The organism is Citrobacter sp. Cpo065 (assembly GCF_030332805.1).
GTDB lineage: Bacteria > Pseudomonadota > Gammaproteobacteria > Enterobacterales > Enterobacteriaceae > Citrobacter > Citrobacter portucalensis.
Map to the genome: position 1 here is coordinate 225,989 of NZ_JAOWHC010000020.1, position 22,147 is coordinate 248,135.

16 protein-coding genes, 1 tRNA gene and 1 other RNA gene are annotated in these 22,147 nt (G+C 52.1%); 15 read left to right on the forward strand and 3 right to left on the reverse strand.

All coding sequences use genetic code 11. From position 1 onward, the window contains the following. The first annotated feature begins 143 nt into the window (after positions 1-143). The 11 genes from OGY68_RS03950 (at position 144) to OGY68_RS04000 (ending at position 12,449) form a co-directional block, all read left to right on the forward strand. A complete protein-coding gene (locus tag OGY68_RS03950) occupies positions 144-845 on the forward strand; it encodes an autotransporter outer membrane beta-barrel domain-containing protein (protein ID WP_057067483.1) in 702 nt (233 codons plus the stop codon). Positions 846-1,096: 251 nt separating this feature from the next. After that, on the forward strand, positions 1,097-2,299 hold the full coding sequence (locus OGY68_RS03955) for an L-lactate MFS transporter (RefSeq protein WP_020996062.1): 1,203 nt from the start codon (positions 1,097-1,099) through the stop codon (positions 2,297-2,299). 210 nt (positions 2,300-2,509) lie between these two features. Beyond that, a complete protein-coding gene (gene eptB / locus OGY68_RS03960) occupies positions 2,510-4,204 on the forward strand; it encodes a kdo(2)-lipid A phosphoethanolamine 7''-transferase (RefSeq protein ID WP_032945323.1) in 1,695 nt (564 codons plus the stop codon). A 91-nt stretch (positions 4,205-4,295) separates the two neighbouring features. After that, positions 4,296-4,372 (forward strand) — tRNA-Pro (locus OGY68_RS03965). Positions 4,373-4,406: 34 nt separating this feature from the next. Then, positions 4,407-4,539: non-coding RNA, RtT sRNA (locus tag OGY68_RS03970), on the forward strand. Positions 4,540-5,369: 830 nt separating this feature from the next. After that, entirely contained in the window at positions 5,370-6,977 is a 1,608-nt protein-coding gene (dppA, locus tag OGY68_RS03975; RefSeq protein WP_003827414.1) for a dipeptide ABC transporter periplasmic-binding protein DppA, read from the forward strand. Between the two features lie 166 nt (positions 6,978-7,143). Further along, complete coding sequence (dppB, locus tag OGY68_RS03980) at positions 7,144-8,163, forward strand: dipeptide ABC transporter permease DppB (RefSeq protein WP_003827415.1); 1,020 nt, start codon at positions 7,144-7,146, stop codon at positions 8,161-8,163. Positions 8,164-8,172: 9 nt separating this feature from the next. Continuing rightward, the gene (gene dppC / locus OGY68_RS03985; RefSeq protein ID WP_003024315.1) at positions 8,173-9,075 is read left to right on the forward strand and encodes a dipeptide ABC transporter permease DppC; all 903 of its coding nucleotides are present in this window, start codon (positions 8,173-8,175) and stop codon (positions 9,073-9,075) included. Positions 9,076-9,085: 10 nt separating this feature from the next. Further along, positions 9,086-10,069, forward strand: a complete 984-nt coding sequence (dppD, locus tag OGY68_RS03990; RefSeq protein WP_003024317.1) for a dipeptide ABC transporter ATP-binding protein — start codon at positions 9,086-9,088, stop codon at positions 10,067-10,069. Next, positions 10,066-11,070: a dipeptide ABC transporter ATP-binding subunit DppF gene (gene dppF, locus OGY68_RS03995; protein WP_008786417.1), complete on the forward strand. Its 1,005-nt coding sequence runs from the start codon at positions 10,066-10,068 to the stop codon at positions 11,068-11,070. Before dppD ends, dppF begins: the two co-directional genes overlap by 4 nt. 176 nt (positions 11,071-11,246) lie before the next feature. Next, positions 11,247-12,449: a sigma-54 interaction domain-containing protein gene (locus tag OGY68_RS04000; protein ID WP_057067482.1), complete on the forward strand. Its 1,203-nt coding sequence runs from the start codon at positions 11,247-11,249 to the stop codon at positions 12,447-12,449. Positions 12,450-12,484: 35 nt separating this feature from the next. Here OGY68_RS04000 and OGY68_RS04005 read toward each other — a convergent pair whose 3' ends face one another. Both OGY68_RS04005 and megL read right to left on the reverse strand, forming a co-directional pair. Beyond that, positions 12,485-13,783, reverse strand: a complete 1,299-nt coding sequence (locus OGY68_RS04005) for an SLC5/6 family protein (RefSeq protein ID WP_008786415.1) — start codon at positions 13,781-13,783, stop codon at positions 12,485-12,487. A 117-nt stretch (positions 13,784-13,900) separates the two neighbouring features. Next, positions 13,901-15,097: a methionine gamma-lyase gene (gene megL, locus OGY68_RS04010; protein WP_048236980.1), complete on the reverse strand. Its 1,197-nt coding sequence runs from the start codon at positions 15,095-15,097 to the stop codon at positions 13,901-13,903. A gap of 425 nt (positions 15,098-15,522) precedes the next feature. Between megL and OGY68_RS04015 the strand changes: the two genes are divergently transcribed. From OGY68_RS04015 to OGY68_RS04030, 4 genes are all read left to right on the forward strand, one after another. Continuing rightward, complete coding sequence (locus OGY68_RS04015; RefSeq protein WP_003827426.1) at positions 15,523-15,630, forward strand: type I toxin-antitoxin system toxin Ldr family protein; 108 nt, start codon at positions 15,523-15,525, stop codon at positions 15,628-15,630. A 226-nt stretch (positions 15,631-15,856) separates the two neighbouring features. Further along, a complete protein-coding gene (gene hmsP, locus OGY68_RS04020) occupies positions 15,857-17,863 on the forward strand; it encodes a biofilm formation regulator HmsP (protein ID WP_071941292.1) in 2,007 nt (668 codons plus the stop codon). A gap of 157 nt (positions 17,864-18,020) precedes the next feature. Continuing rightward, positions 18,021-19,307, forward strand: coding sequence for a C4-dicarboxylate transporter DctC (dctA, locus tag OGY68_RS04025; RefSeq protein WP_008786411.1), 1,287 nt, complete (start codon positions 18,021-18,023; stop codon positions 19,305-19,307). A gap of 221 nt (positions 19,308-19,528) precedes the next feature. Beyond that, positions 19,529-21,022 carry a M16 family metallopeptidase gene (locus OGY68_RS04030; protein ID WP_057067480.1) on the forward strand — a complete coding sequence of 498 codons (1,494 nt, stop codon included), beginning with the start codon at positions 19,529-19,531 and terminating at the stop codon, positions 21,020-21,022. A gap of 99 nt (positions 21,023-21,121) precedes the next feature. Here OGY68_RS04030 and kdgK read toward each other — a convergent pair whose 3' ends face one another. Further along, positions 21,122-22,051: a 2-dehydro-3-deoxygluconokinase gene (kdgK, locus tag OGY68_RS04035; RefSeq protein ID WP_008786409.1), complete on the reverse strand. Its 930-nt coding sequence runs from the start codon at positions 22,049-22,051 to the stop codon at positions 21,122-21,124. Between the last annotated feature and the right edge of the window lie 96 nt (positions 22,052-22,147).

A 22,147-nucleotide genomic window follows, 5' to 3' on the forward strand; every position in this document is an offset into this window, starting at 1 on the left:
TTTTACTGGCGTAAAAATTTCATTCGGCCCGCCTTGACGCGCCAGCTAAAAAGACAATATTTAATACAGGGCCTGATGGGCCCATATCCTTCATACAATGACAATAATATTGCCGAATTCGGCTCTTTTCTGGAGTCGCGTTGATGATTATAAGAAACAGTAGTGGTCATCAGAGGTTAACTCTGGTGAGCGTTGTAGTTTGTGCGCTGTCCATCAATACAGCATATGGCTGGCAACAAGAATATATCGTTGATGCGATGTCAGGGCATACGGCTGAACGTTATACATGGGACAGCGATCACCAACCACGTTATAACGACATTCTGGAAGAACGTATTCGTTCCACTCAGAACGTGGCGGGTCCCGTGGTGAATCTGGCGGATGAGACGCCTATGGATGCGACCAGCGGCATGAGTATGGGCTGGAACTTCCCGCTTTCCGGGCAGGTGACAACTGGTCCGGTTGCCGCTCTGCATTATGACGGTTCAACCACATCTACTTACAACGAATTTGGCGATAGCGCGACGTCGGTAACGCAGAACGATCCGCTGTGGCATGCCAGCGTGAGCTCGTTGGGCTGGCGAGTCAATTCGCAGTTCGGTGATGTGCGACCGTGGGCGCAAATCAGCTATAACCAGCAGTTTGGCGAGAATATCTGGAAGGCGCAGTCGGGTCTCAGCCGCATGTCAGCAGCGGGTCAGGGCGGTAATTGGGTGGATGTCACCGTCGGTGCAGATATGCTGTTGAACCCGCACATGGCGGCTTACGCGGCGCTTTCGCAGGCGGAAAACAGTACCAACAACAGCGACTATATGTACACCATGGGAGTGAGCGCCAAATTTTAACGTAAGTAATCAGCATATAAACATCTTGATTACATGTTGAGATCAACAATCACACGCACTCCAGCGATAGCGTGTACTAACTCATGCGATAAAATTCAGTAACCCGACTTTTTGTCTCGTCATTCATTCCGCATTCCAGGCATTTCATTCCGTCCTGGCGGCATTTCATGCCGTTTTCTCCTGCTCATAAAAGCGCTTCGGTATGGTTGTTGGCAGAGAATTTCCCATTTTGTTTATGCAGGAAGACTGCCATGAAAACTTCTGATTATCAGCGTACCCGCTGGCTGACACTGATCGGCACCATCATTACCCAATTTGCTTTAGGTTCTGTTTATACCTGGAGCCTGTTTAACGGTGCGCTCTCTTCTAAGCTTGATGCGCCAGTGAGTCAGGTTGCCTTTTCCTTTGGCCTGCTGAGCCTCGGGCTGGCGATTTCTTCTTCCGTCGCCGGGAAACTGCAGGAACGTTTTGGCGTGAAACGTGTCACCATGGCCTCCGGTATTTTACTGGGTGTCGGCTTCTTCTTAACCGCCCACTCTGACAGCCTGATTATGCTGTGGCTGAGCGCCGGTGTATTGGTTGGTCTGGCGGATGGCGCAGGCTACCTGTTAACACTTTCCAACTGTGTAAAATGGTTCCCTGAGCGTAAAGGGCTGATTTCCGCCTTTGCCATCGGTTCTTACGGTCTTGGCAGCCTCGGTTTTAAATTCATCGACAGCCAACTGTTGAGCACTGTGGGTCTGGAAAAAACCTTCATGATTTGGGGCGCGATTGTGCTGGTGATGATCGTCTTTGGCTCCACGCTGATGAAAGACGCGCCGAATCAGGAAGTGAAAACGAAAAATGGCGTGGTTGAGAATGACTACACCCTGGCGCAGTCCATGCGTAAACCGCAGTACTGGATGCTGGCAGTGATGTTCCTGACGGCGTGTATGAGTGGGCTGTATGTGATTGGCGTGGCGAAAGATATTGCACAAAGCCTGGCGCATATGGATGTGGCAACGGCGGCAAATGCGGTTACCGTCATTTCTATCGCTAACTTGTCCGGTCGTCTGGTGCTGGGGATTCTGTCCGACAAAATCTCTCGTATTCGCGTTATCACCATTGGGCAGGTCGTTTCGCTGGTCGGTATGGCGGCACTGCTGTTCGCCCCGCTGAATGATGCGACCTTCTTCGCGGCGATTGCCTGTGTAGCATTTAACTTTGGCGGTACCATCACCGTGTTCCCGTCACTGGTGAGCGAGTTCTTCGGTTTGAATAACCTGGCTAAAAACTACGGCGTCATTTACTTAGGTTTCGGTATCGGCAGCATTTGTGGTTCCATTATCGCCTCGCTGTTCGGCGGTTTCTATGTGACCTTCTGCGTTATCTTTGCGCTGTTAATTATCTCGCTGGCACTCTCCACCACCATCCGCCAGCCACAGCGTAGCGTATATACCGAGGCGCACGCCTAAACCTATTAGTAGTCTGATTAATACCTGGCGCATATATTTACAAAAATATATGCGCTATTTGCATTCTCCATAAGCACTTTTTCACCCTCCTGTGGTCTACTTACTCGCGCCCGTAGACATTTCACCTCTGCTGTTGTCGCATTTTCCCCTGCCTGGTCTGTTTGACTACTGCTCAGGGTGTTTTAATCCCGATTCCCAGGGTTTGTTTGCATGAGATACATTAAGTCGATGACGCAGCAGAAACTCAGTTTCCTGCTGGCAATCTATATCGGTTTGTTTATGAACTGTGCTGTATTTTTCCGGCGCTTTAGCGGATACGCACACGAGTTTACCGTCTGGAAAGGACTCTCTGCGGTTGTTGAATTAGCCGGCACTGTGCTGGTGACCTTCTTTTTACTACGGCTTCTCTCTTTATTTGGTCGGCGCGCCTGGCGTGTCCTGACAACCTTAGTGGTGCTGTGTTCTGCCGGTGCCAGCTATTACATGACCTTCCTGAATGTGGTAATTGGTTACGGTATTATTGCCTCCGTAATGACCACGGATATTGATTTATCGAAAGAAGTTGTTGGCTGGCATTTTGTCGTATGGCTGGTTTCGGTCAGCATTTTACCGTTGGTTCTGATTTGGAGTAATCGCTGCCGCTATACCCTGATGAAACAGATCCGTACGCCTGGCATGAGATGGCGCAGCGTGGCGGTAGTTTTACTGGCTGGTCTGATGGTATGGGTCCCGATTCGCCTGCTGAGCATGCAACAGAGAAGCGTTGAGCGAGCAACGGGAATCGATTTACCCAGCTATGGCGGGGTAGTGGCGAATTCCTATCTGCCGTCAAACTGGCTCTCCGCGCTGGGTCTGTACGCCTGGGCACAGGTGGATGAATCCTCAGACAACAAATCGTTGATGAACCCGGCGAAGAAGTTTACCTATGTTGCCCCCAAAAACCTCGACGACACCTATGTGGTCTTTATTATCGGCGAAACGACCCGCTGGGATCATATGGGGATTTTTGGCTATGAGCGTAATACCACGCCAAGGCTCGCCCAGGAGAAAAATCTGGCCGCCTTCCGTGGATATTCCTGTGATACGGCAACAAAACTTTCGCTGCGTTGCATGTTCGTGCGTGAGGGTGGGGCAGAAGAAAACCCGCAGCGTACTCTGAAAGAACAAAACGTCTTCTCCGTGCTCGGCCAGTTAGGGTTCAAGACCGATCTTTACGCGATGCAAAGCGAGATGTGGTTCTACAGTAACACCATGGCGGAAAACATCGCCTATCGTGAGCAGATTGGCGCAGAGCCGCGCAACCGTGGCAAGAACGTTGACGATATGCTGTTGATTACCGAGATGCAGCAGTCTCTGCAAAATAATGAAGATGGTGGCAAGCATCTAATTATTTTGCATACCAAGGGCTCGCATTTTAACTACACCCAGCGCTATACCCGTGATTATGCGCAGTGGAAGCCGGAATGTGTCAATGTTGATAGCGGTTGCTCGAAAGCTGAGATGATCAACTCATTCGATAACTCGGTAACCTATGTTGATCACTTTATTACCAAAGTATTTGATCAACTACGTGATAAGAAAGCGATCGTGTTCTACGCCGCCGATCACGGTGAGTCGATTAACGAGCGCGAGCACCTGCACGGTACGCCGCGTAAAATGGCGCCACCTGAGCAGTTCCGCGTTCCTATGATGGTGTGGATGTCTGACAAATATCTGGAAGACCCCGACCATGCGAAGGCGTTTGCACACCTTAAGCAAGAAGCTGATATGAAGGTGCCGCGTCGTCATGTGGAACTGTACGACACCATTTTGGGTTGCCTCGGTTATACCTCGCCAAATGGCGGTATTAACGAGAATAACAACTGGTGTCGTATCCCGGACGCGAATAAGGCTACAGCCCAGTAACTGAGCTGCTGACTTTCTCGCCGATCAAATGGCATTTTGATACTAAGGGATTGACGGGCGCGCAGCTGAGCAGTAAGATGCGCCCCGCATTCGGTGATTGGCGCAGCCTGGTAGCGCACTTCGTTCGGGACGAAGGGGTCGGAGGTTCGAATCCTCTATCACCGACCAAATTAGAAAAGCCCGCTCTCTGAGCGGGCTTTTTGCTTTCCGGAATCCACGAGGATGAGAACCTCCGGGGGCAAGAGGTTCGACTCGAGCGTAGCGAGAGAACGTTGCGTCAGCAACGGCCCGCAGGGCGAGCCACGCAGTGGCGAGTAATCCTCTATCACCGACCAAATTAGAAAAGCCCGCTCTCTGAGCGGGCTTTTTGCATTTGTGGCTTTTGTAGGCCTGATAAGCGAAGCGCCATCAGGCAAAACATCACGCTATAACAGATATTGCCGGATGCGGCGCAAGCGCCTTATCCGGCCTACAGGCGAAGCGGCATCAGGCAAAACATCACGCTATAACAGACATTGCCGGATGGCGGCGCAAGCGCCTTATCCGGCCTACAGGCGAAGCGCTGGCAGGGCGTATTTTGTGTTTTTCCGACCCCACGTTTGACCTTCATTTTATCTGCAAAAATTGTGCACCACTTCCCACTGACTGTTAACGATTCTGTGACATATTCCATTGCCTTTTTTTATATTTGCTTGAAACTTTTTTTGCGCTACTTATGGCTGAAGCTGGCATTTTCCGCTGTGCGCTTTAACGTTCATGGTATTAATCGCTCAGATATGCAGCATTAATTTAGAAAGTTTGAATAAATTGCATAAATGTTAATCACCAAATGTTGCGAAATATGAAGATGTTTATTCTGGCATAGTGCGCGTAGCACAAATTTCCCTGCTGAAAATGTCCTTCCGCACTTTTTTTAATCTTTGTTTGTGAATTCTCACCGTTGGCGTAAATCACGGTGACCTGTATTGACGTTTTCACATTCTGTTGACAGATTGTAGGGTATGAGGGGCATTTCATGGAGAATCCGCACTGCAACTCAGTCGCTTATGTGAACGGAATCCCCATCCTCTTAACGCCGACCCGGCCGGGTAAAAAACAAAAAAGGCCAGGCGGTGCAAACCCACTGCAAAGGGTAAAACAACAAACATCACATTGGAGCAGAAGAATGAGTATTTCCTTGAAGAAGTCAGGGATGCTGAAGCTTGGTCTGAGCCTGGTGGCTATGACCGTCGCAGCAAGCGTACAGGCTAAAACTCTGGTTTATTGTTCAGAAGGATCTCCTGAAGGCTTTAACCCGCAGCTTTTCACCTCTGGCACCACCTATGATGCCAGCTCCGTACCGATCTATAACCGCCTGGTCGAGTTCAAAACCGGTACGACTGAAGTGATCCCGGGCCTTGCTGAGAAGTGGGAAATCAGCGAAGACGGCAAAACCTACACTTTCCACCTGCGTCAGGGCGTGAAGTGGCAGGACAACAAAGAATTTAAACCGACGCGCGATTTTAACGCCGATGACGTGGTGTTCTCTTTCGATCGTCAGAAAAATGCCCAGAACCCGTACCATAAAGTCTCTGGCGGCAGCTATGAATACTTCGAAGGGATGGGTCTGCCGGATCTGATCTCCGAAGTGAAAAAAGTGGACGATAAAACCGTTCAGTTCGTGCTGACTCGCCCGGAAGCGCCGTTCCTGGCTGACCTGGCGATGGACTTCGCTTCTATTCTTTCCAAAGAATATGCTGACAACATGCTGAAAGCCGGTTCTCCGGAGAAAGTGGATCTGAACCCAATTGGTACCGGTCCGTTCCAGCTGCAGCAGTACCAGAAAGACTCCCGTATTCTGTATAAAGCATTCGAAGGTTACTGGGGCACCAAGCCGCAGATCGACCGTCTGGTCTTCTCCATTACGCCTGACGCTTCCGTGCGTTACGCCAAACTGCAGAAGAACGAGTGCCAGGTGATGCCGTACCCGAACCCGGCAGACATCGCGCGCATGAAGCAGGATAAAAACATCAACCTGATGGAGCAGGCGGGTCTGAACGTGGGCTACCTCTCTTTCAATACCGAGAAGAAACCGTTTGATGACGTGAAAGTCCGTCAGGCGCTGACCTACGCGGTAAACAAAGAAGCGATCATCAAAGCGGTTTATCAGGGCGCTGGCGTTGCCGCGAAAAACCTGATCCCGCCGACCATGTGGGGCTATAACGACGACGTTAAAGACTACACCTACGATCCTGAGAAGGCCAAAGCGCTGCTGAAGGAAGCTGGTCAGGACAAAGGCTTTACCGTTGAGCTGTGGGCTATGCCGGTACAGCGTCCATATAACCCGAACGCACGTCGTATGGCAGAAATGGTTCAGGCTGACTGGGCGAAAATTGGCGTTCAGGCCAAGATTGTGACCTACGAATGGGGCGAGTATCTGAAACGCGCCAAAGCGGGTGAGCATCAGGCGGTGATGATGGGTTGGACCGGTGACAACGGGGATCCGGACAACTTCTTCGCGACCTTGTTCAGCTGTGCGGCAGCGAAAGACGGTTCTAACTACTCTCGCTGGTGCTACAAGCCGTTTGAAGACCTGATCCAGCCGGCGCGTGCGACCGACGATCACAACAAACGTATTGAACTGTACAAGCAAGCTCAGGTTGTTATGCACGACCAGGCTCCGGCTCTGATTGTTGCTCACTCCACCGTGTACGAACCAGTGCGTAAAGAAGTGAAAGGCTATGTGGTTGATCCATTAGGCAAACACCACTTCGAAAACGTCTCTGTCGAATAATTAAAAGCAATTAAGGAAGCGCTGCGCCCCGGTGTTGTGTAGGCCGGATAAGCGCAGTGCCCTCCGGCGTAATGCTTTACCCGCGATGCAGTTTGCGTGGGATAAGATTTGTGAGCAATACAGACTCACGGTTCCAGGCCGTGCGTCATTAGAGAGAATCCGGGTTATGTTGCAGTTCATTCTCCGACGTTTGGGACTCGTCATCCCCACGTTTATCGGTATCACTCTTCTCACCTTTGCCTTTGTCCATATGATCCCCGGCGATCCGGTTATGATCATGGCGGGTGAACGTGGGATCTCCCCTGAGCGTCATGCTCAACTGTTGGCTGAACTCGGTCTGGATAAGCCGATGTGGCAGCAGTACCTCCACTATATCTGGGGGGTTATGCATGGTGATTTAGGTATCTCACTGAAAAGCCGCTTACCGGTGTGGGAAGAGTTCGTACCTCGCTTCAAAGCAACGCTGGAACTCGGCGTCTGCGCGATGATTTTCGCCGTCGCAGTGGGTATCCCAGTGGGTGTACTTGCTGCCGTTAAGCGCGGCTCCATTTTCGATCACACGGCAGTTGGCCTGGCGCTGACCGGTTACTCCATGCCGATTTTCTGGTGGGGCATGATGCTGATCATGCTGGTTTCCGTGCAGTGGAACCTGACGCCAGTTTCTGGGCGGGTGAGCGACATGGTGTTCCTTGATGATTCCAATCCGCTAACCGGCTTTATGCTTATCGACACCGCCATCTGGGGTGAAGAGGGCAACTTTATTGATGCGTTGGCGCATATGATCCTGCCTGCGATGGTGCTGGGTACCATTCCTCTGGCGGTCATTGTGCGTATGACCCGTTCATCGATGCTGGAAGTGCTGGGTGAAGATTACATCCGTACCGCGCGCGCCAAAGGCCTGACTCGTATGCGCGTCATCATTATTCACGCTCTGCGTAACGCGATGCTGCCCGTGGTGACCGTTATCGGCCTGCAGGTTGGTACGTTGCTGGCCGGGGCGATCCTGACCGAGACCATCTTCTCGTGGCCGGGACTGGGGCGCTGGCTGATCGATGCGCTGCAACGCCGCGATTATCCGGTAGTGCAGGGCGGGGTGCTGCTGGTCGCGACGATGATTATCCTCGTCAACCTGCTGGTAGACCTGCTGTACGGCGTGGTGAACCCGCGTATTCGGCATAAGAAGTAAGGGGCCATCATGTCACAGGTTACTGAAAATAAAGTTATTGCTGCACCGGTGCCGATGACTCCGTTGCAGGAGTTCTGGCACTATTTTAAACGCAACAAAGGTGCGGTTGTTGGGCTGGTGTACGTTGTGGTGATGATCCTGATTGCGGTCTTTGCCAACGTCCTCGCACCCTACAACCCGGCAGACCAGTTCCGCGATACGCTGCTGGCTCCTCCCGCGTGGCAGGAAGGCGGTACCATGGCGCATCTGTTTGGTACTGATGATGTAGGCCGCGACGTGCTGTCCCGCCTGATGTACGGTGCGCGTCTGTCGCTGTTGGTCGGCTGTCTGGTGGTAGTACTCTCCCTGCTGATGGGCGTGGTTCTTGGGCTGATCGCCGGTTACTTTGGCGGGATTGTCGATAACGTCATCATGCGTGTGGTCGATATCATGCTGGCATTGCCGAGCCTGTTGCTGGCACTGGTGCTGGTGGCTGTATTTGGCCCCTCGATTGGCAACGCCGCGCTGGCGCTGACGTTCGTGGCATTGCCGCACTATGTCCGTTTGACGCGCGCCGCCGTGCTGGTGGAGGTTAACCGCGACTACGTCACCGCATCTCGCGTGGCGGGAGCCGGCGCGATGCGCCAGATGTTCGTCAACATTCTTCCTAACTGTCTTGCGCCGCTGATTGTTCAGGCGTCGCTTGGCTTCTCTAACGCCATTCTCGATATGGCTGCCCTCGGCTTCCTGGGGATGGGCGCACAGCCGCCTACGCCGGAATGGGGCACCATGCTCTCTGACGTTCTGCAGTTTGCCCAAAGCGCCTGGTGGGTTGTGACCTTCCCGGGGCTGGCGATCCTGTTGACGGTGCTGGCATTTAACCTGATGGGTGACGGTCTGCGTGACGCGCTCGATCCCAAACTGAAGCAGTAAGAGGTTCGAGATGGCGTTATTAAATGTAGATAAATTATCGGTGCATTTCGGCGACGTAGGTTCCGAATTCCGCGCCGTAGACCGCATTAGCTACAGTGTGAATCAGGGTGAAGTGGTTGGCATTGTAGGAGAGTCCGGCTCTGGTAAGTCCGTCAGTTCGCTGGCGATTATGGGACTGATTGACTACCCAGGCCGCGTTATGGCCGAAAATCTGGAGTTTAATGGTCGCGACCTGAAGCGCATCTCTGAGAAAGAGCGTCGCCAGTTAGTGGGGGCGGAAGTGGCGATGATCTTCCAGGACCCGATGACCAGCCTTAACCCCTGCTACACCGTCGGCTACCAGATTATGGAAGCCATTAAAGTGCACCAGGGCGGCAACAAAAAAACGCGTATTCAGCGGGCAATAGACCTGCTGACGCTGGTGGGGATCCCCGATCCGGCCTCGCGTCTTGATGTATATCCGCACCAGTTGTCCGGTGGGATGAGTCAGCGCGTGATGATCGCGATGGCGATAGCCTGTCGTCCGAAACTGCTGATTGCCGACGAACCGACAACGGCGCTGGATGTGACTATTCAGGCGCAGATCATCGAGCTACTGCTGGAATTGCAGCAAAAAGAGAACATGGCGCTGGTCTTAATCACGCACGATCTGGCGCTGGTGGCTGAAGCGGCACACAAAATCATCGTGATGTACGCCGGCCAGGTGGTAGAAACCGGAGCCGCGCAGGATATTTTCCGCGCGCCGCGTCATCCTTACACCCAGGCGCTACTGCGCGCGCTGCCTGAGTTTGCTCAGGATAAAGCACGTCTGGCCTCGCTGCCGGGCGTGGTTCCCGGGAAATATGATCGCCCGAGCGGCTGTTTGCTGAACCCACGCTGCCCCTATGCGACCGACAAATGCCGCGCTGAAGAACCTGAACTGAACCTGCTGGAAGGCGGTCGTCAGTCGAAATGCCACTACCCACTTGATGATGCCGGGAGGCCTGGGCTATGAGTACGCAAAAGGCCACTTTGTCACAGCCGCTGTTGCAGGCTATTGATCTGAAAAAACACTACCCGGTGAAAAAGGGCATGTTCGCCCCGGAGCGCCTGGTGAAAGCGCTGGACGGCGTCTCCTTTACCTTAGAGCGTGGTAAAACGCTGGCGGTGGTAGGCGAGTCGGGCTGTGGGAAATCCACCCTTGGCCGCCTGCTGACGATGATTGAAGTCCCGACCGGCGGTGAGCTGTATTACCAGGGACAGGATCTGCTTAAGCACGACCCGCAGGCGCAAAAGCTGCGTCGGCAGAAAATCCAGATTGTATTCCAGAACCCGTACGGTTCCCTGAACCCGCGTAAGAAAGTGGGGCAGATTCTGGAAGAGCCGCTGCTGATCAACTCCACGCTCAGCAAAGAGGAGCGTCGTGAAAAAGCGCTGGCGATGATGGCGAAAGTGGGGCTGAAAACCGAACACTACGACCGCTATCCGCATATGTTCTCCGGCGGTCAGCGTCAGCGTATTGCCATCGCTCGCGGTCTGATGCTTGACCCGGACGTGGTGATTGCCGATGAACCGGTCTCAGCGCTGGACGTTTCGGTGCGTGCGCAGGTGCTGAATCTGATGATGGATTTGCAGCAGGAACTGGGGCTGTCATACGTCTTTATCTCGCACGACCTGTCGGTGGTTGAGCACATTGCCGATGAAGTGATGGTGATGTATTTAGGCCGCTGCGTGGAGAAAGGGACGAAGGACCAAATCTTCAATAATCCGCGTCATCCGTACACGCAAGCGCTGCTCTCCGCAACGCCGCGTCTGAACCCGGACGATCGCCGTGAGCGTATCAAGCTGACCGGTGAACTGCCAAGCCCGCTGAATCCGCCGCCGGGCTGCGCGTTTAACGCCCGCTGCCGTCGTCGCTTTGGTCCGTGTACCCAGCTTCAGCCGCAGTTGAAAGATTACGGCGGTCAACTGGTGGCTTGTTTTGCCGTTGACCAGGATGAAAACCCACAGCAATAAACCTGGGTTATGACCCGATAACCGGAGCCTTGTGCTCCGGTTTTTTTATATTTTCTCTTTACGTCCACAATGTGAGTCCTTTGGCAGAACATTATTCCACAGCGTCTAGAATGTAGTCAGATTCCCTCTAGTCACAAAAATATCTATTTCGCAGTTGCTAACTACCAGGAGCAAATGTGGTCACGATACGCTGGGATATTAAAACAATTGATCGTCTGTCGATGGTTGAGGATGTCCTGAAGGAATTTTCCTGCTGTGATATCAATATCATCTCCATGAAAGTCACGCCTGGGCGGATCCTGATTAAATCCTGGTGCCGCCAGCTACAGGATATTTCCTGTGTGCAATCCTGTTTAAGCCAGCGCGCCGATATTATTCATGTCGCTTACCTCTGTGAGGAGATAAGTGAGCTGTCAACGCCGGAACCGGAACGCCCGCGCTATTTCTCTGACATTATTTGCAGCAGCCAGAGCATGCACGCGCTTATCGAAAAGGCGATAAAAATTGCCGACAGCAAATATACCGTTCTGATACGTGGCGATACGGGGACCGGTAAAGAGCTGCTGGCCCGGGCTATCCATAATTCCGGGCAGCGACGTTTTTATCCGTTTATTCCGGTCAACTGCTCTGCGCTACCTGAGTCGCTAATGGAGAGTGAATTCTTTGGCTATGAGAAAGGGGCTTTCAGCGGCGCGGATTGTAAAGGCAAAAAAGGGCTGTTTGAAATGGCCGATAAAGGCACCCTTTTTCTCGATGAGTTTGGCGAAATGTCGCTGAGCTTACAGGCTAAACTCCTGCGCGTGCTTCAGGATGGCGGGATTCGGCGCGTTGGCGGAGCGCATATTATTCCGGTCAATGTGCGCATTATTGTGGCAACCAATGCCAATCTGGAAGAGATGGTAGAACAACGTCTGCTGCGCGCCGATCTCTATTACCGCATCAACGTGCTTTCACTGACCATTCCACCTTTGCGCGAGCGTCCACAGGATATCAGCCTGCTGATTCGCCACTTTGTGCAGAAATACGCAAAGGAATTCCAGCGGCGGATCATTCTGGATAAAGCCTGTTTTGATGCCCTGCACCATCACACCTGGCCGGGAAACGTGCGCGAACTGGAAAATACCATTATTCGCCTGATGCTGATGGCGGAATCCGATGTTATTACGCGGGAAGAATTAGGGATGGTGAATTTGCCTGCCGTTGAGCGGGGCCCGACAGAACGTCCTTTTAAAGAGCAGGTTCTGTGTGCTGAACGCCAGCTCATTGAACAGATGGTGGAAGATAATGTGTCGTCACGGCATATCGCCAAAGCGCTGGGCGTGTCGCACACCACGGTGCTGAATAAAATTCGCGGCTATCAGCTGGAGAGTGTGAGTTAAGCGCCGCCAGCGTCTGACGGCGCGATATACGTGGGTTATTCAATCAGCTTCAATAAGGGCGACAGGCACAGCAGAATTCCGTACAGCAGGATCAACCAGGTTTTCAGTCCGCGCAGTTTTTCCAGTTGCGTTACTTTATAGATCAGGAAGAACGGAATAATACACGACACAATCCCGTAAAGCGGACTACCTAGCTGGAAGAACACCAGTACCGATACGCGAAATGACACCCAAATGACCAGGGTGATAACAATAAAGGTGCAAATACCCAGCGTAAGCACCAACGGATTAATTTTCTCAATGTCAATGACGCGGCTCAGAACGTTGAGAATAATACCTTTGATCGCTTCGTGGAATCCCAGATAAATACCAAAGAACGCGGTTAATACTGCGAAGATATTTAATACCGTTGAGGTGATATGAATAATCTGCCCAGGAATGACCTGAGCCGCCAGTGCCAGTGCAGAAATATTTTGTTCGAAAGCCGAAACGGCCTCTTCATGGCTAATGGAAAAGGTAAAAGAGAAGGAGAAAAACAGAATGACAGCAATCAGAGTAATGTAACTGATGCGATGCGTACGGATTGCCATACGCGTAGCCAGCACCCGGTCCGCCACCCGTTTGCGGTAGGCGATGTTCATTGGGTTCAACACCTGAATAAACACCGCCGAGAAGAAGCAGAACGGGATGGTTAGCAGTACATCACGAAAGAAGACCGATGCTTCAGGGAAGGCGCTGATATTAGCGAAGTTCCAGTGCGGAACCATCGCAAAACCAAATACGATGATGATACCTACTTTGACCACCACCATCGGGCCGGAGATTTTGAACAGCAGTTTTTCTCCCCCGGAAGCAATGGCGACCAGCACGGCAAAAATGGCCACTTTGTAGATTATCGATTGTGAAAGATCAGCCTCGGTCAAGCCGAAGGTTTTAATATATGAGGCGCTGTCAAAAACCACGGATAAAGAATAAATAAATATGCCGTGAATAATCATCAGAAAATAGATGACGCCAAGAAATACGCCCCAGTTTTTTCCCAGGTAATGACTTATAATATCCGTGTAGTCATTGCAGGTTTCGCTTTCTGATAATGTTTTTAAATAAATATCCTGCACAATATAAGTTGCCGGATAAGCAATAATAAAGGCAACGATAAATACCCAAATGCCTGTTAAGCCAATTTGTACCGGCATCAGTACCGTTCCGGCACCAATGGCCATGCCGATGCACAGTAATACCCAGCCAAAATCGTATTTCGTAAACGGTATTTTTTTTGAGAATGGTACGGCGGTTGCTGTATTGTTGCTTAATTGTAATGTGTTGTCCTGCATAGAACCCCCTGCCCAAAATACACGTTCTCCCCGAAAGAGGATCGCGTGTATTGCCAGACTGTTGTGCCTTGATTCTCAACAACCTGAACCGAACGACGTCGGTTCAGGCCATATTGGTCAGAATGTTGCCTTTCTGATGGCGTGTTCAAGGTCGTTAATAATATCTTCTGGATCTTCAAGACCCACAGAAAGACGGATAAGCCCGTCGGTAATACCTGCTTTGAGCCGTTCCTCAGGTGCAACGGGCGAATGTGTCATAGACGCTGGGTGCTGAATGAGGGTTTCGGTATCACCGAGACTGACCGCGAGGAGGCACAATTCTACAGAATTGATCATCCGCCTACCAGCCTCGAGGCCGCCGGCGATTTCGAAGCTGATAATTCCACCTGGCAGGCTCATTTGCCGCTGGCCCAACTCATACTGTGGATGCGAAGTCAGGCCAGGATAATACACCCGAGTAATAGATGGATGCCCTTCGAGGAAGCGGGCTATTTTCAGCGCATTTTCACAGTGGCGTTCCATACGAATGCCCAGCGTTTTAACGCCGCGCAGTGTTAACCACGCATTGAAAGGACTCATGCAGCCGCCGGTGATATCTTTCAGGCCTACAAACCGCGCCTGGTCGATAAACTCCTGCTTACCAACAATGATGCCGCCAATCACATCCCCGTGACCGTTGATATATTTGGTGACGCTGTGCACCACGATATCCGCGCCCAGTTGCAAAGGCTGCTGACAGTACGGCGACATAAAGGTGTTATCCACCACCAGCAATGCGCCCTGTTGATGGGCGATACCGGCCACCGTTTCAATGTCGACCAGCGACAGCGTTGGGTTGGCGGGCGTTTCGATATACACAACTTTGGTTTCTGGTCGCATGGCGGCGCGGATTTCTTCAGGCTTAGCCGCGTCGACAAAGCTGACGTTAATCCCAAACTTCGGCATGCTGTGCGACAAAAACGCATGGGTGCAGCCGTAAATCGCGCTGGCGGAAACGATATGGTCACTCTGCTGGCAAAGCGTCAACAGCGTTGTGGTGATAGCTGAAATACCGGACGCGGTTGCCAACCCAGCTTCACCTCTTTCCAGTACCGCCAGCTTTTTCTCCAGCGCATCGGTGGTGGGGTTACCCAAGCGGGTGTAAATGTACCCGGACTCTTCGAGCGCAAAGCGGGCGGCACCTTGTTCGGCGCTGTCAAAAACAAACGTTGAGGTCTGGAAAATAGGCGTACTAAGCGCGCCAGTTGAAGGGTCGGGTTGTTGCCCCGCGTGAACGATCTGGGTGTTGAATCCGTAAGTACGACAGTCAGACATGATATCTCCTTTAATTCGGAACAGAACAGCTCACAGTCAAATAGCAATCGCTGCGCCAGAAAATGAACTGATAGATATCAATGTGTTATGTTTTTGTCTGAACTAATGGTCGGCAGGAATGTTGCCAACTGGAAAGAATCTTTCCAGCGTGCTGGTAAGAAAATGGGTGAATTGCGAGGCGCTACGCAGAGCGCAATATTGCGCAGTGATATGGCAAGTGGGCTGCCGTAGAATCAGCGGCAAGCCGGGAATTCCCGGTGAGGCGCAATGTTGCGGGGGCTTGATCCCCGGCGGCATCGGTTGCTGGAAAGAGAAAACCCCCGCACGTTGTTCGGTATAAACCTGGCAACAAAACGGGGGCTGACTTGAACCTGAACAACTCAAGGATAGCCGTGAACAGTTGCCATTGCAACACAGGCGGCTATATGACGCTCGCACAGTTAGGCGTGGCCTTCTGGCACGATTTAGCGGCTCCAATCATCGCTGGCACCATTGCCAGCCTGATTGTGAGCTGGCTGCGTAACAGAAAGTAATGCGCTTTGTAGGCGTCTGCCTGCCGTGATGGCAACATGCGCCCGAACCAGGCCGCAGGGGGCGACCTTGCGGCCTTTTTCGGCTTAAATGCAGATAAATCTCGTCGCCAGGTGCCTATCCTGTCGCGATAATGCACGCTGGGAAGTTTTCAGATACCGCCTCTCTTAATACCGCTACGATCGGGTATACTCTGACGGCAGTTTCGTCTATCCGTGGAGAGTCAGTTTGCGTGTCAGTCGCTCGTTAACAATTAAGCAGATGGCAATGGTTGCGGCCGTTGTTATGGTGTTCGTTTTTATTTTTTGCACCGTTTTGTTGTTCCATCTGGTCCAGCAAAACCGCTATAACACGGCTACGCAACTGGAAAGTATCGCTCGCTCCGTCCGTGAGCCTCTGTCGGACACTATCCTGAAAGGGGATATTCCCGAAGCGGAAGCCATTTTAAAAAGTATTCGGCCAGCGGGTGTAGTCAGTCGCGCCGATGTGGTGCTGCCCAATCAGTTTCAGGCGTTGCGGATGAGTTTTATCCCTGAACGCCCCGTTCCTGTTACGGTGACTCGCCTGTTTGAGCTTCCGGTACAAATTTCGCTGCCGATCTATTCTCTTGAGCGTTCAGCTAACCCGCAACCGCTGGCGTATCTGGTACTGCAGGCGGATTCGTACCGCATGTACAAATTCGTGATGAGTACGCTCTCGACGTTAGTGACCATTTACTTACTTTTGTCGTTAATACTGACCGTCGCCATCTCCTGGTGCATTAACCGCTTGATTGTGCACCCCTTACGTAAAATTGCCCGTGAGCTGAACGATATCCAACAGCAGGATCTGATTGGCTATCAACTGGCATTGCCGCGTCTACATCAGGATGATGAGATTGGTATGCTGGTGCGTAGCTACAATCTTAATCAGCAGTTGATTCAGCGACATAGCGAAGAGCAAAGCGACTTTGCAATGCGTTTCCCGGTTTCTGAACTGCCCAATAAGTCGTTTTTAATGGGGTTGCTGGAGCAGGTTGTTACCCGCCAGCAGACGACGGCGCTGATGATTGTCACCTGCGAAACCTTACGTGATACCGCGGGTGTGTTAACTGAAACTCAGCGGGAAATCCTGTTGCTTACGCTGGTCGAAAAACTCAAATCGGTATTAGCCCCCAGGATGGTGCTTTCCCAGGTGAGTGGCTATGACTTCGCCATCATCGCCCATGGCGTAAAAGAACCCTGGCACGCTATTACTCTAGGTCAGCAAGTACTCACTATCGTTAACGAGCGATTACCTATTCAGGGTATTCAACTGCGTCCTACCTGCAACATTGGGGTAGCGATGTTCTATGGTGATTTGACCGCAGAACAGCTTTACCGCCGCGCCCTGTCGGCCGTGTTAACCTCGCGCCATAAGGGTAAAAATCAAATTCAGTTCTTTGATCCGTTACAGATGGAAGAGGCGCAGCAGCGTTTGACGGAAGAGAACGATATTCTCAGCGCGCTGGATAACCAGCAGTTCGCGCTTTGGATGCAGCCGCAGGTGGAAATGTCCAGCGGTAAGGTATTGAGCGCAGAAGCATTATTGCGGATGCAGCAGCCGGATGGAAGCTGGGAGCTGCCCGAAGGGTTAATCGACAGGATTGAGTCCTGCGGCCTGATGGTGACGGTTGGTTACTGGGTGTTGGAAGAGACGTGTCGCCAGCTGTCAGCGTGGCAGGAACGGGGTCTGATGCTGCCGCTGTCGGTGAATTTGTCCGCACTACAGCTGATGCACCCGAGTATGGTCTCGGACCTGCTGGAGTTGTTAAACCGCTATCGTATCAAGCCTGGTACGTTGATCCTGGAAGTGACTGAAAGCCGACATATCGATGATCCCCACGCCGCGGTGGTCATTTTGCGCCCATTGCGTAATGCGGGAGTACGTATCGCACTGGATGACTTTGGCATGGGGTATGCGGGCCTGCGACAGCTGCAGCACATGAAGTCGCTACCGGTGGATGTCCTCAAAATCGATAAGATGTTTGTCGACGGAGTACCTGAGGATTGCAGCATGATCTCCGCCATCATTCAGTTGGCCCACAGCCTTAATTTGCAGATGATCGCCGAAGGTGTCGAAACCGAAGCGCAGCGTGAATGGCTATCACATGCCGGGGTGGAAGTGGCACAAGGGTTCCTGTTTGCCCGACCGGTTCCGGCAAATATCTTCGAAGAACGTTATCTGGCGCCGGAAAGCGCTGATTACAAAAGTTAAAAAAGGTCTCGCTTGTGCGAGCCAGCTCAAAATTTTTAACATTTTTGTATCAATTATGATCCAGGTACATTTCTGTCAAGTTGTGTGGGTGTTACTTTAAGGCCGCAGGTTAAACAAAACCTTACAAGACCTGTGGTTTTTACTTTAAGGACACCCTATGAAAACCTCTATATTCAAAAGCCTTTACTTTCAGGTCCTGACAGCGATTGCCATTGGTATTCTCCTTGGCCATTACTACCCTGAATTAGGCGCCCAAATGAAACCGCTTGGTGATGCCTTCGTTAAGCTCATCAAGATGGTCATCGCACCTGTCATCTTCTGTACTGTCGTTACCGGCATTGCAGGCATGGAAAGTATGAAAGCCGTAGGCCGCACTGGTGCGGTTGCACTGCTTTATTTTGAAGTGGTCAGTACGATTGCGCTGATCATCGGTCTTATCATTGTTAACGTGGTGCAACCCGGTGCCGGAATGAACGTCGATCCGGCGACGCTGGATGCCAAAGCGGTTGCGATTTACGCCGAACAGGCAAAAGACCAGGGGATCGTAGGTTTCCTGATGGATATTATCCCGGCGAGCGTCATTGGCGCGTTTGCCAGCGGTAACATCCTGCAGGTATTGCTGTTTGCAGTAATGTTTGGTTTTGCGCTGCATCGTCTGGGCAGCAAGGGCCAGATGATTTTCAACGTGATTGAAAGTTTCTCGCAGGTTATTTTCGGCATCATCAATATGATCATGCGCCTGGCGCCTATCGGTGCTTTCGGTGCTATGGCCTTTACCATCGGTAAATATGGCGTCGGAACGCTGGTGCAACTGGGTCAGCTAATCATCTGCTTCTACATCACCTGTATTCTGTTTGTGGTGCTGGTGCTGGGTTCAATTGCGCGCGCAACCGGCTTCAGTATCTTTAAATTCATCCGCTATATCCGTGAAGAGCTCCTGATCGTTCTGGGTACTTCTTCTTCCGAGTCTGCGCTGCCGCGTATGCTCGATAAGATGGAAAAACTGGGCTGTCGGAAGTCGGTTGTCGGATTGGTTATACCCACGGGCTACTCGTTTAACCTTGATGGGACATCAATCTATCTGACTATGGCGGCGGTGTTTATCGCTCAGGCGACCAACAGCCACATGGATATCTTCCATCAGATAACCCTGTTGGTGGTGCTCCTGCTCTCCTCAAAAGGTGCAGCGGGTGTGACCGGGAGTGGCTTCATTGTTCTGGCCGCGACTATCTCTGCGGTGGGTCATTTACCGGTTGCTGGCCTGGCACTGATTCTTGGTATTGACCGCTTCATGTCTGAAGCCCGTGCGCTGACCAACCTGATTGGTAACGGTGTTGCAACTGTCGTTGTGGCTAAATGGGTGAAAGAATTGGATACCAAAAAGCTGGATGACACGCTGAATAATCGTGCGCCGGATGGCAAAACGCACGATTTATCCTCTTAATCTCGTCACTTATGCCCGTAGTCCCTTCCAGGACTGCGGGCGTTTGCGCATAATTACCCCCTGTGCCTGAAACCGTCGATTCGGCGGCTCGGGATTTTTTCACTTCTTCCGTGACATTTTTATGTTCTCGCGGTCTAACACGAAGTGTTTTTAACGTCATATTCAGAGAGTCCTTTCGAGGGCTGTCTTTTTATTTCCAGGATAGTTGATCAGGGGTTCACATGCAGGGCACAAAAATTCGACTTTTAGCGGGCGGCTTGCTGATGATGGCCACTGCCGGCTATGTGCAGGCAGATGCGCTCCAGCCTGATCCAGCGTGGCAACAGGGCACGCTGGCAAATGGTTTACAGTGGCAAGTGTTAGCCACTCCCCAGCGTCCGAGCGACCGTATTGAGGTTCGCTTGCTGGTCAATACCGGTTCACTCACCGAAAGTGCGCAACAGAGTGGTTTCAGCCATGCGATCCCGCGTATCGCGCTGACGCAAAGCGGTGGCCTCGATGCCACGCAAGCCCGTTCACTGTGGCAGCAGGGGTTCGATCCCAAACGTCCCATGCCGCCGGTTATCGTTTCCTATGATTCCACGCTGTATAACCTCAGTCTGCCTAACAGCCGTAACGACCTACTGAAAGAGTCACTTTCTTATCTGGCAAATATCACCGGTAAACTGAGCATCACCTCTGAAACGGTCAATCATGCGCTGAGTAGCGAAGACATGGTTGCAACCTGGCCGTCAGATACCAAAGAAGGGTGGTGGCGTTACCGTCTGAAGGGATCGACCCTGCTGGGGCACGATCCTGCCGATCCGCTGAAAACGCCGGTAGACGCGTCGAAAATTCAGTCTTTCTACCAGAAATGGTATACCCCGGACGCGATGACGCTGATCATCGTCGGTAACGTTGATGCACGCAGTGTAGCTGAGCAAATCAATAAAACCTTTGGCGAGTTAAAAGGAAAACGCGAAACGCCTGCACCGGTTCCCACGCTCTCTCCGCTGCGAGCAGAAGCCGTGAGTATTATGACCGATGCGGTACGCCAGGATCGCCTGTCTATTATGTGGGATACGCCGTGGCAGCCGATCCGTGAATCTGCCGCGCTGTTACGTTACTGGCGCGCTGATTTAGCTCGTGAGGCGCTGTTCTGGCACATTCAGCAAGAGCTAACCAAAAACAATGCCAAAGACATTGGCCTCGGATTTGACTGCCGGGTGCTGTTCCTGCGCGCGCAGTGCGCGATTAACGTGGAGTCGCCGAACGATAAGCTGAACGCCAATCTGGGTACGGTTGCGCGTGAGCTGGCGAAAGTGCGTGATAAGGGACTTCCGGAAGAAGAGTTCAATGCGCTGGTAGCGCAAAAGAATCTGGAACTGCAGAAGCTGTTTGCCACCTATGGTCGTACCGATACCGATATTTTGATCAGCCAGCGTTTGCGCTCGCTGCAAAATCAGGTGGTGGATATTGCGCCTGAACAGTACCAGCGTTTACGCCAGAGCTTCCTCAACAGCCTGAGCGTTGAGATGCTGAATCAGGACCTGCGTCAGCAGCTGTCGCAAGATATGGCGTTAATTCTGCTGCAGCCGAAGGGTGAACCTGAATTCAATATGAAGGATCTGCAGGCGACGTGGGATAGCATTATGGCGCCCGTTACCGCAGCGGCAACGTCTGTTGAAACGGATGAATCACACCCTGAAGTGACGGATATCCCGCCTGTACAGTAAAGGGTATCGTAACCTGTAAGCCGGGCAAGTGAAGCGCTCCCGGCTTACCCAGTGCCGGATGCGGCGTTAACGCCTTATCCGGCCTACAGGAACAATAAATTATTGCGGCATGGCGTCGCGGGGGATAATCGCCCCACGATGCTGAATGACGGTGCTTGCCGTCAGGTGGCCGCGTTTTGCGGCTTCGGCGGCATCGCCACCGGTCAGACGGACCGCCAGATACCCGGCGCTGAAGGAGTCTCCGGCCGCAGTGGTATCGATCACTTTCTCTTTCGGCAATTTAACGGCCGGAACGTCGATCAGTTCTTCGCCTGCAATGGAAACCAGGCAAGAGTCTGCGCCGCGCTTCACTACCACTTCCTGAACGCCAGCTGCGTGAGTACGGGCAATCACCTCGGCAACGGGTTTTTCACCCCACAGTGCATCTTCATCGTCCAGCGTCAGGAATGCGATATTGGTGCATTCCAACATCTGCTGATACACCTGCTGGGTTTCTTCTTTGCTGCTCCACAGACGTGGGCGGTAGTTATTGTCAAAAATGACCTTTCCGCCGTTGGCACGGCATTCACGCAGCAATGACAGCAGCTTGTCACGGCTTGCCGGGCTTAAAATCGCCAGGCTGATTCCGCTCAGATACAAGTAGTCAAATGTCGCCAGCTCTTCGCAAATCGCGGCAGACTGCTCGCTCTCCAGCCAGAATTTTGCGGCGGCTTCATTACGCCAGTAATAGAAGGTGCGCTCGCCAGTGCTGTCGGTCTCAATGTAGTAGAGACCTGGCAGGCGGTTTTCCATGCGCTGGGTTAATGAAGTGTCTACGTTTTCACCCTGCCAGGACTCCAGCATTTGTTGGCTAAAACTGTCGGTACCCAGTGCAGTCACATAGTGTACGGAAAGTGCCGCCGCATCGACCTGACGGGCGATATAAACGGATGTATTCAACGTGTCGCCACCGAATCCGCGCTGAACGTCAGCGCCTTTCTGTGACAGCTCAATCATGCATTCGCCAATCACGGCAATCTTTCTGGACATAGTCGTAACCTGCTCTGAAAAAAATTAGCGTTAGTGTGCGCTGTGGGTGTTAAGTGGTCAACTATATTAAAACGTCGTTCCATTATTTTTTTGAGC

What these genes read in the sequence shown, in the direction of transcription:
- dppC (WP_003024315.1), top strand. Translation starts at nt 8,173, where the DNA reads ATGTCACAGGTTACTGAAAATAAAGTTATTGCTGCACCGGTGCCGATG.
- megL (WP_048236980.1), bottom strand. Translation starts at nt 15,097, where the DNA reads ATGTCTGACTGTCGTACTTACGGATTCAACACCCAGATCGTTCACGCG.
- dppB (WP_003827415.1), top strand. Translation starts at nt 7,144, where the DNA reads ATGTTGCAGTTCATTCTCCGACGTTTGGGACTCGTCATCCCCACGTTT.
- OGY68_RS03950 (WP_057067483.1), top strand. Translation starts at nt 144, where the DNA reads ATGATTATAAGAAACAGTAGTGGTCATCAGAGGTTAACTCTGGTGAGC.
- dppF (WP_008786417.1), top strand. Translation starts at nt 10,066, where the DNA reads ATGAGTACGCAAAAGGCCACTTTGTCACAGCCGCTGTTGCAGGCTATT.
- kdgK (WP_008786409.1), bottom strand. Translation starts at nt 22,051, where the DNA reads ATGTCCAGAAAGATTGCCGTGATTGGCGAATGCATGATTGAGCTGTCA.
- dppD (WP_003024317.1), top strand. Translation starts at nt 9,086, where the DNA reads ATGGCGTTATTAAATGTAGATAAATTATCGGTGCATTTCGGCGACGTA.
- dctA (WP_008786411.1), top strand. Translation starts at nt 18,021, where the DNA reads ATGAAAACCTCTATATTCAAAAGCCTTTACTTTCAGGTCCTGACAGCG.
- OGY68_RS03955 (WP_020996062.1), top strand. Translation starts at nt 1,097, where the DNA reads ATGAAAACTTCTGATTATCAGCGTACCCGCTGGCTGACACTGATCGGC.
- eptB (WP_032945323.1), top strand. Translation starts at nt 2,510, where the DNA reads ATGAGATACATTAAGTCGATGACGCAGCAGAAACTCAGTTTCCTGCTG.
- OGY68_RS04015 (WP_003827426.1), top strand. Translation starts at nt 15,523, where the DNA reads ATGACGCTCGCACAGTTAGGCGTGGCCTTCTGGCACGATTTAGCGGCT.
- OGY68_RS04030 (WP_057067480.1), top strand. Translation starts at nt 19,529, where the DNA reads ATGCAGGGCACAAAAATTCGACTTTTAGCGGGCGGCTTGCTGATGATG.
- OGY68_RS04005 (WP_008786415.1), bottom strand. Translation starts at nt 13,783, where the DNA reads ATGCAGGACAACACATTACAATTAAGCAACAATACAGCAACCGCCGTA.
- dppA (WP_003827414.1), top strand. Translation starts at nt 5,370, where the DNA reads ATGAGTATTTCCTTGAAGAAGTCAGGGATGCTGAAGCTTGGTCTGAGC.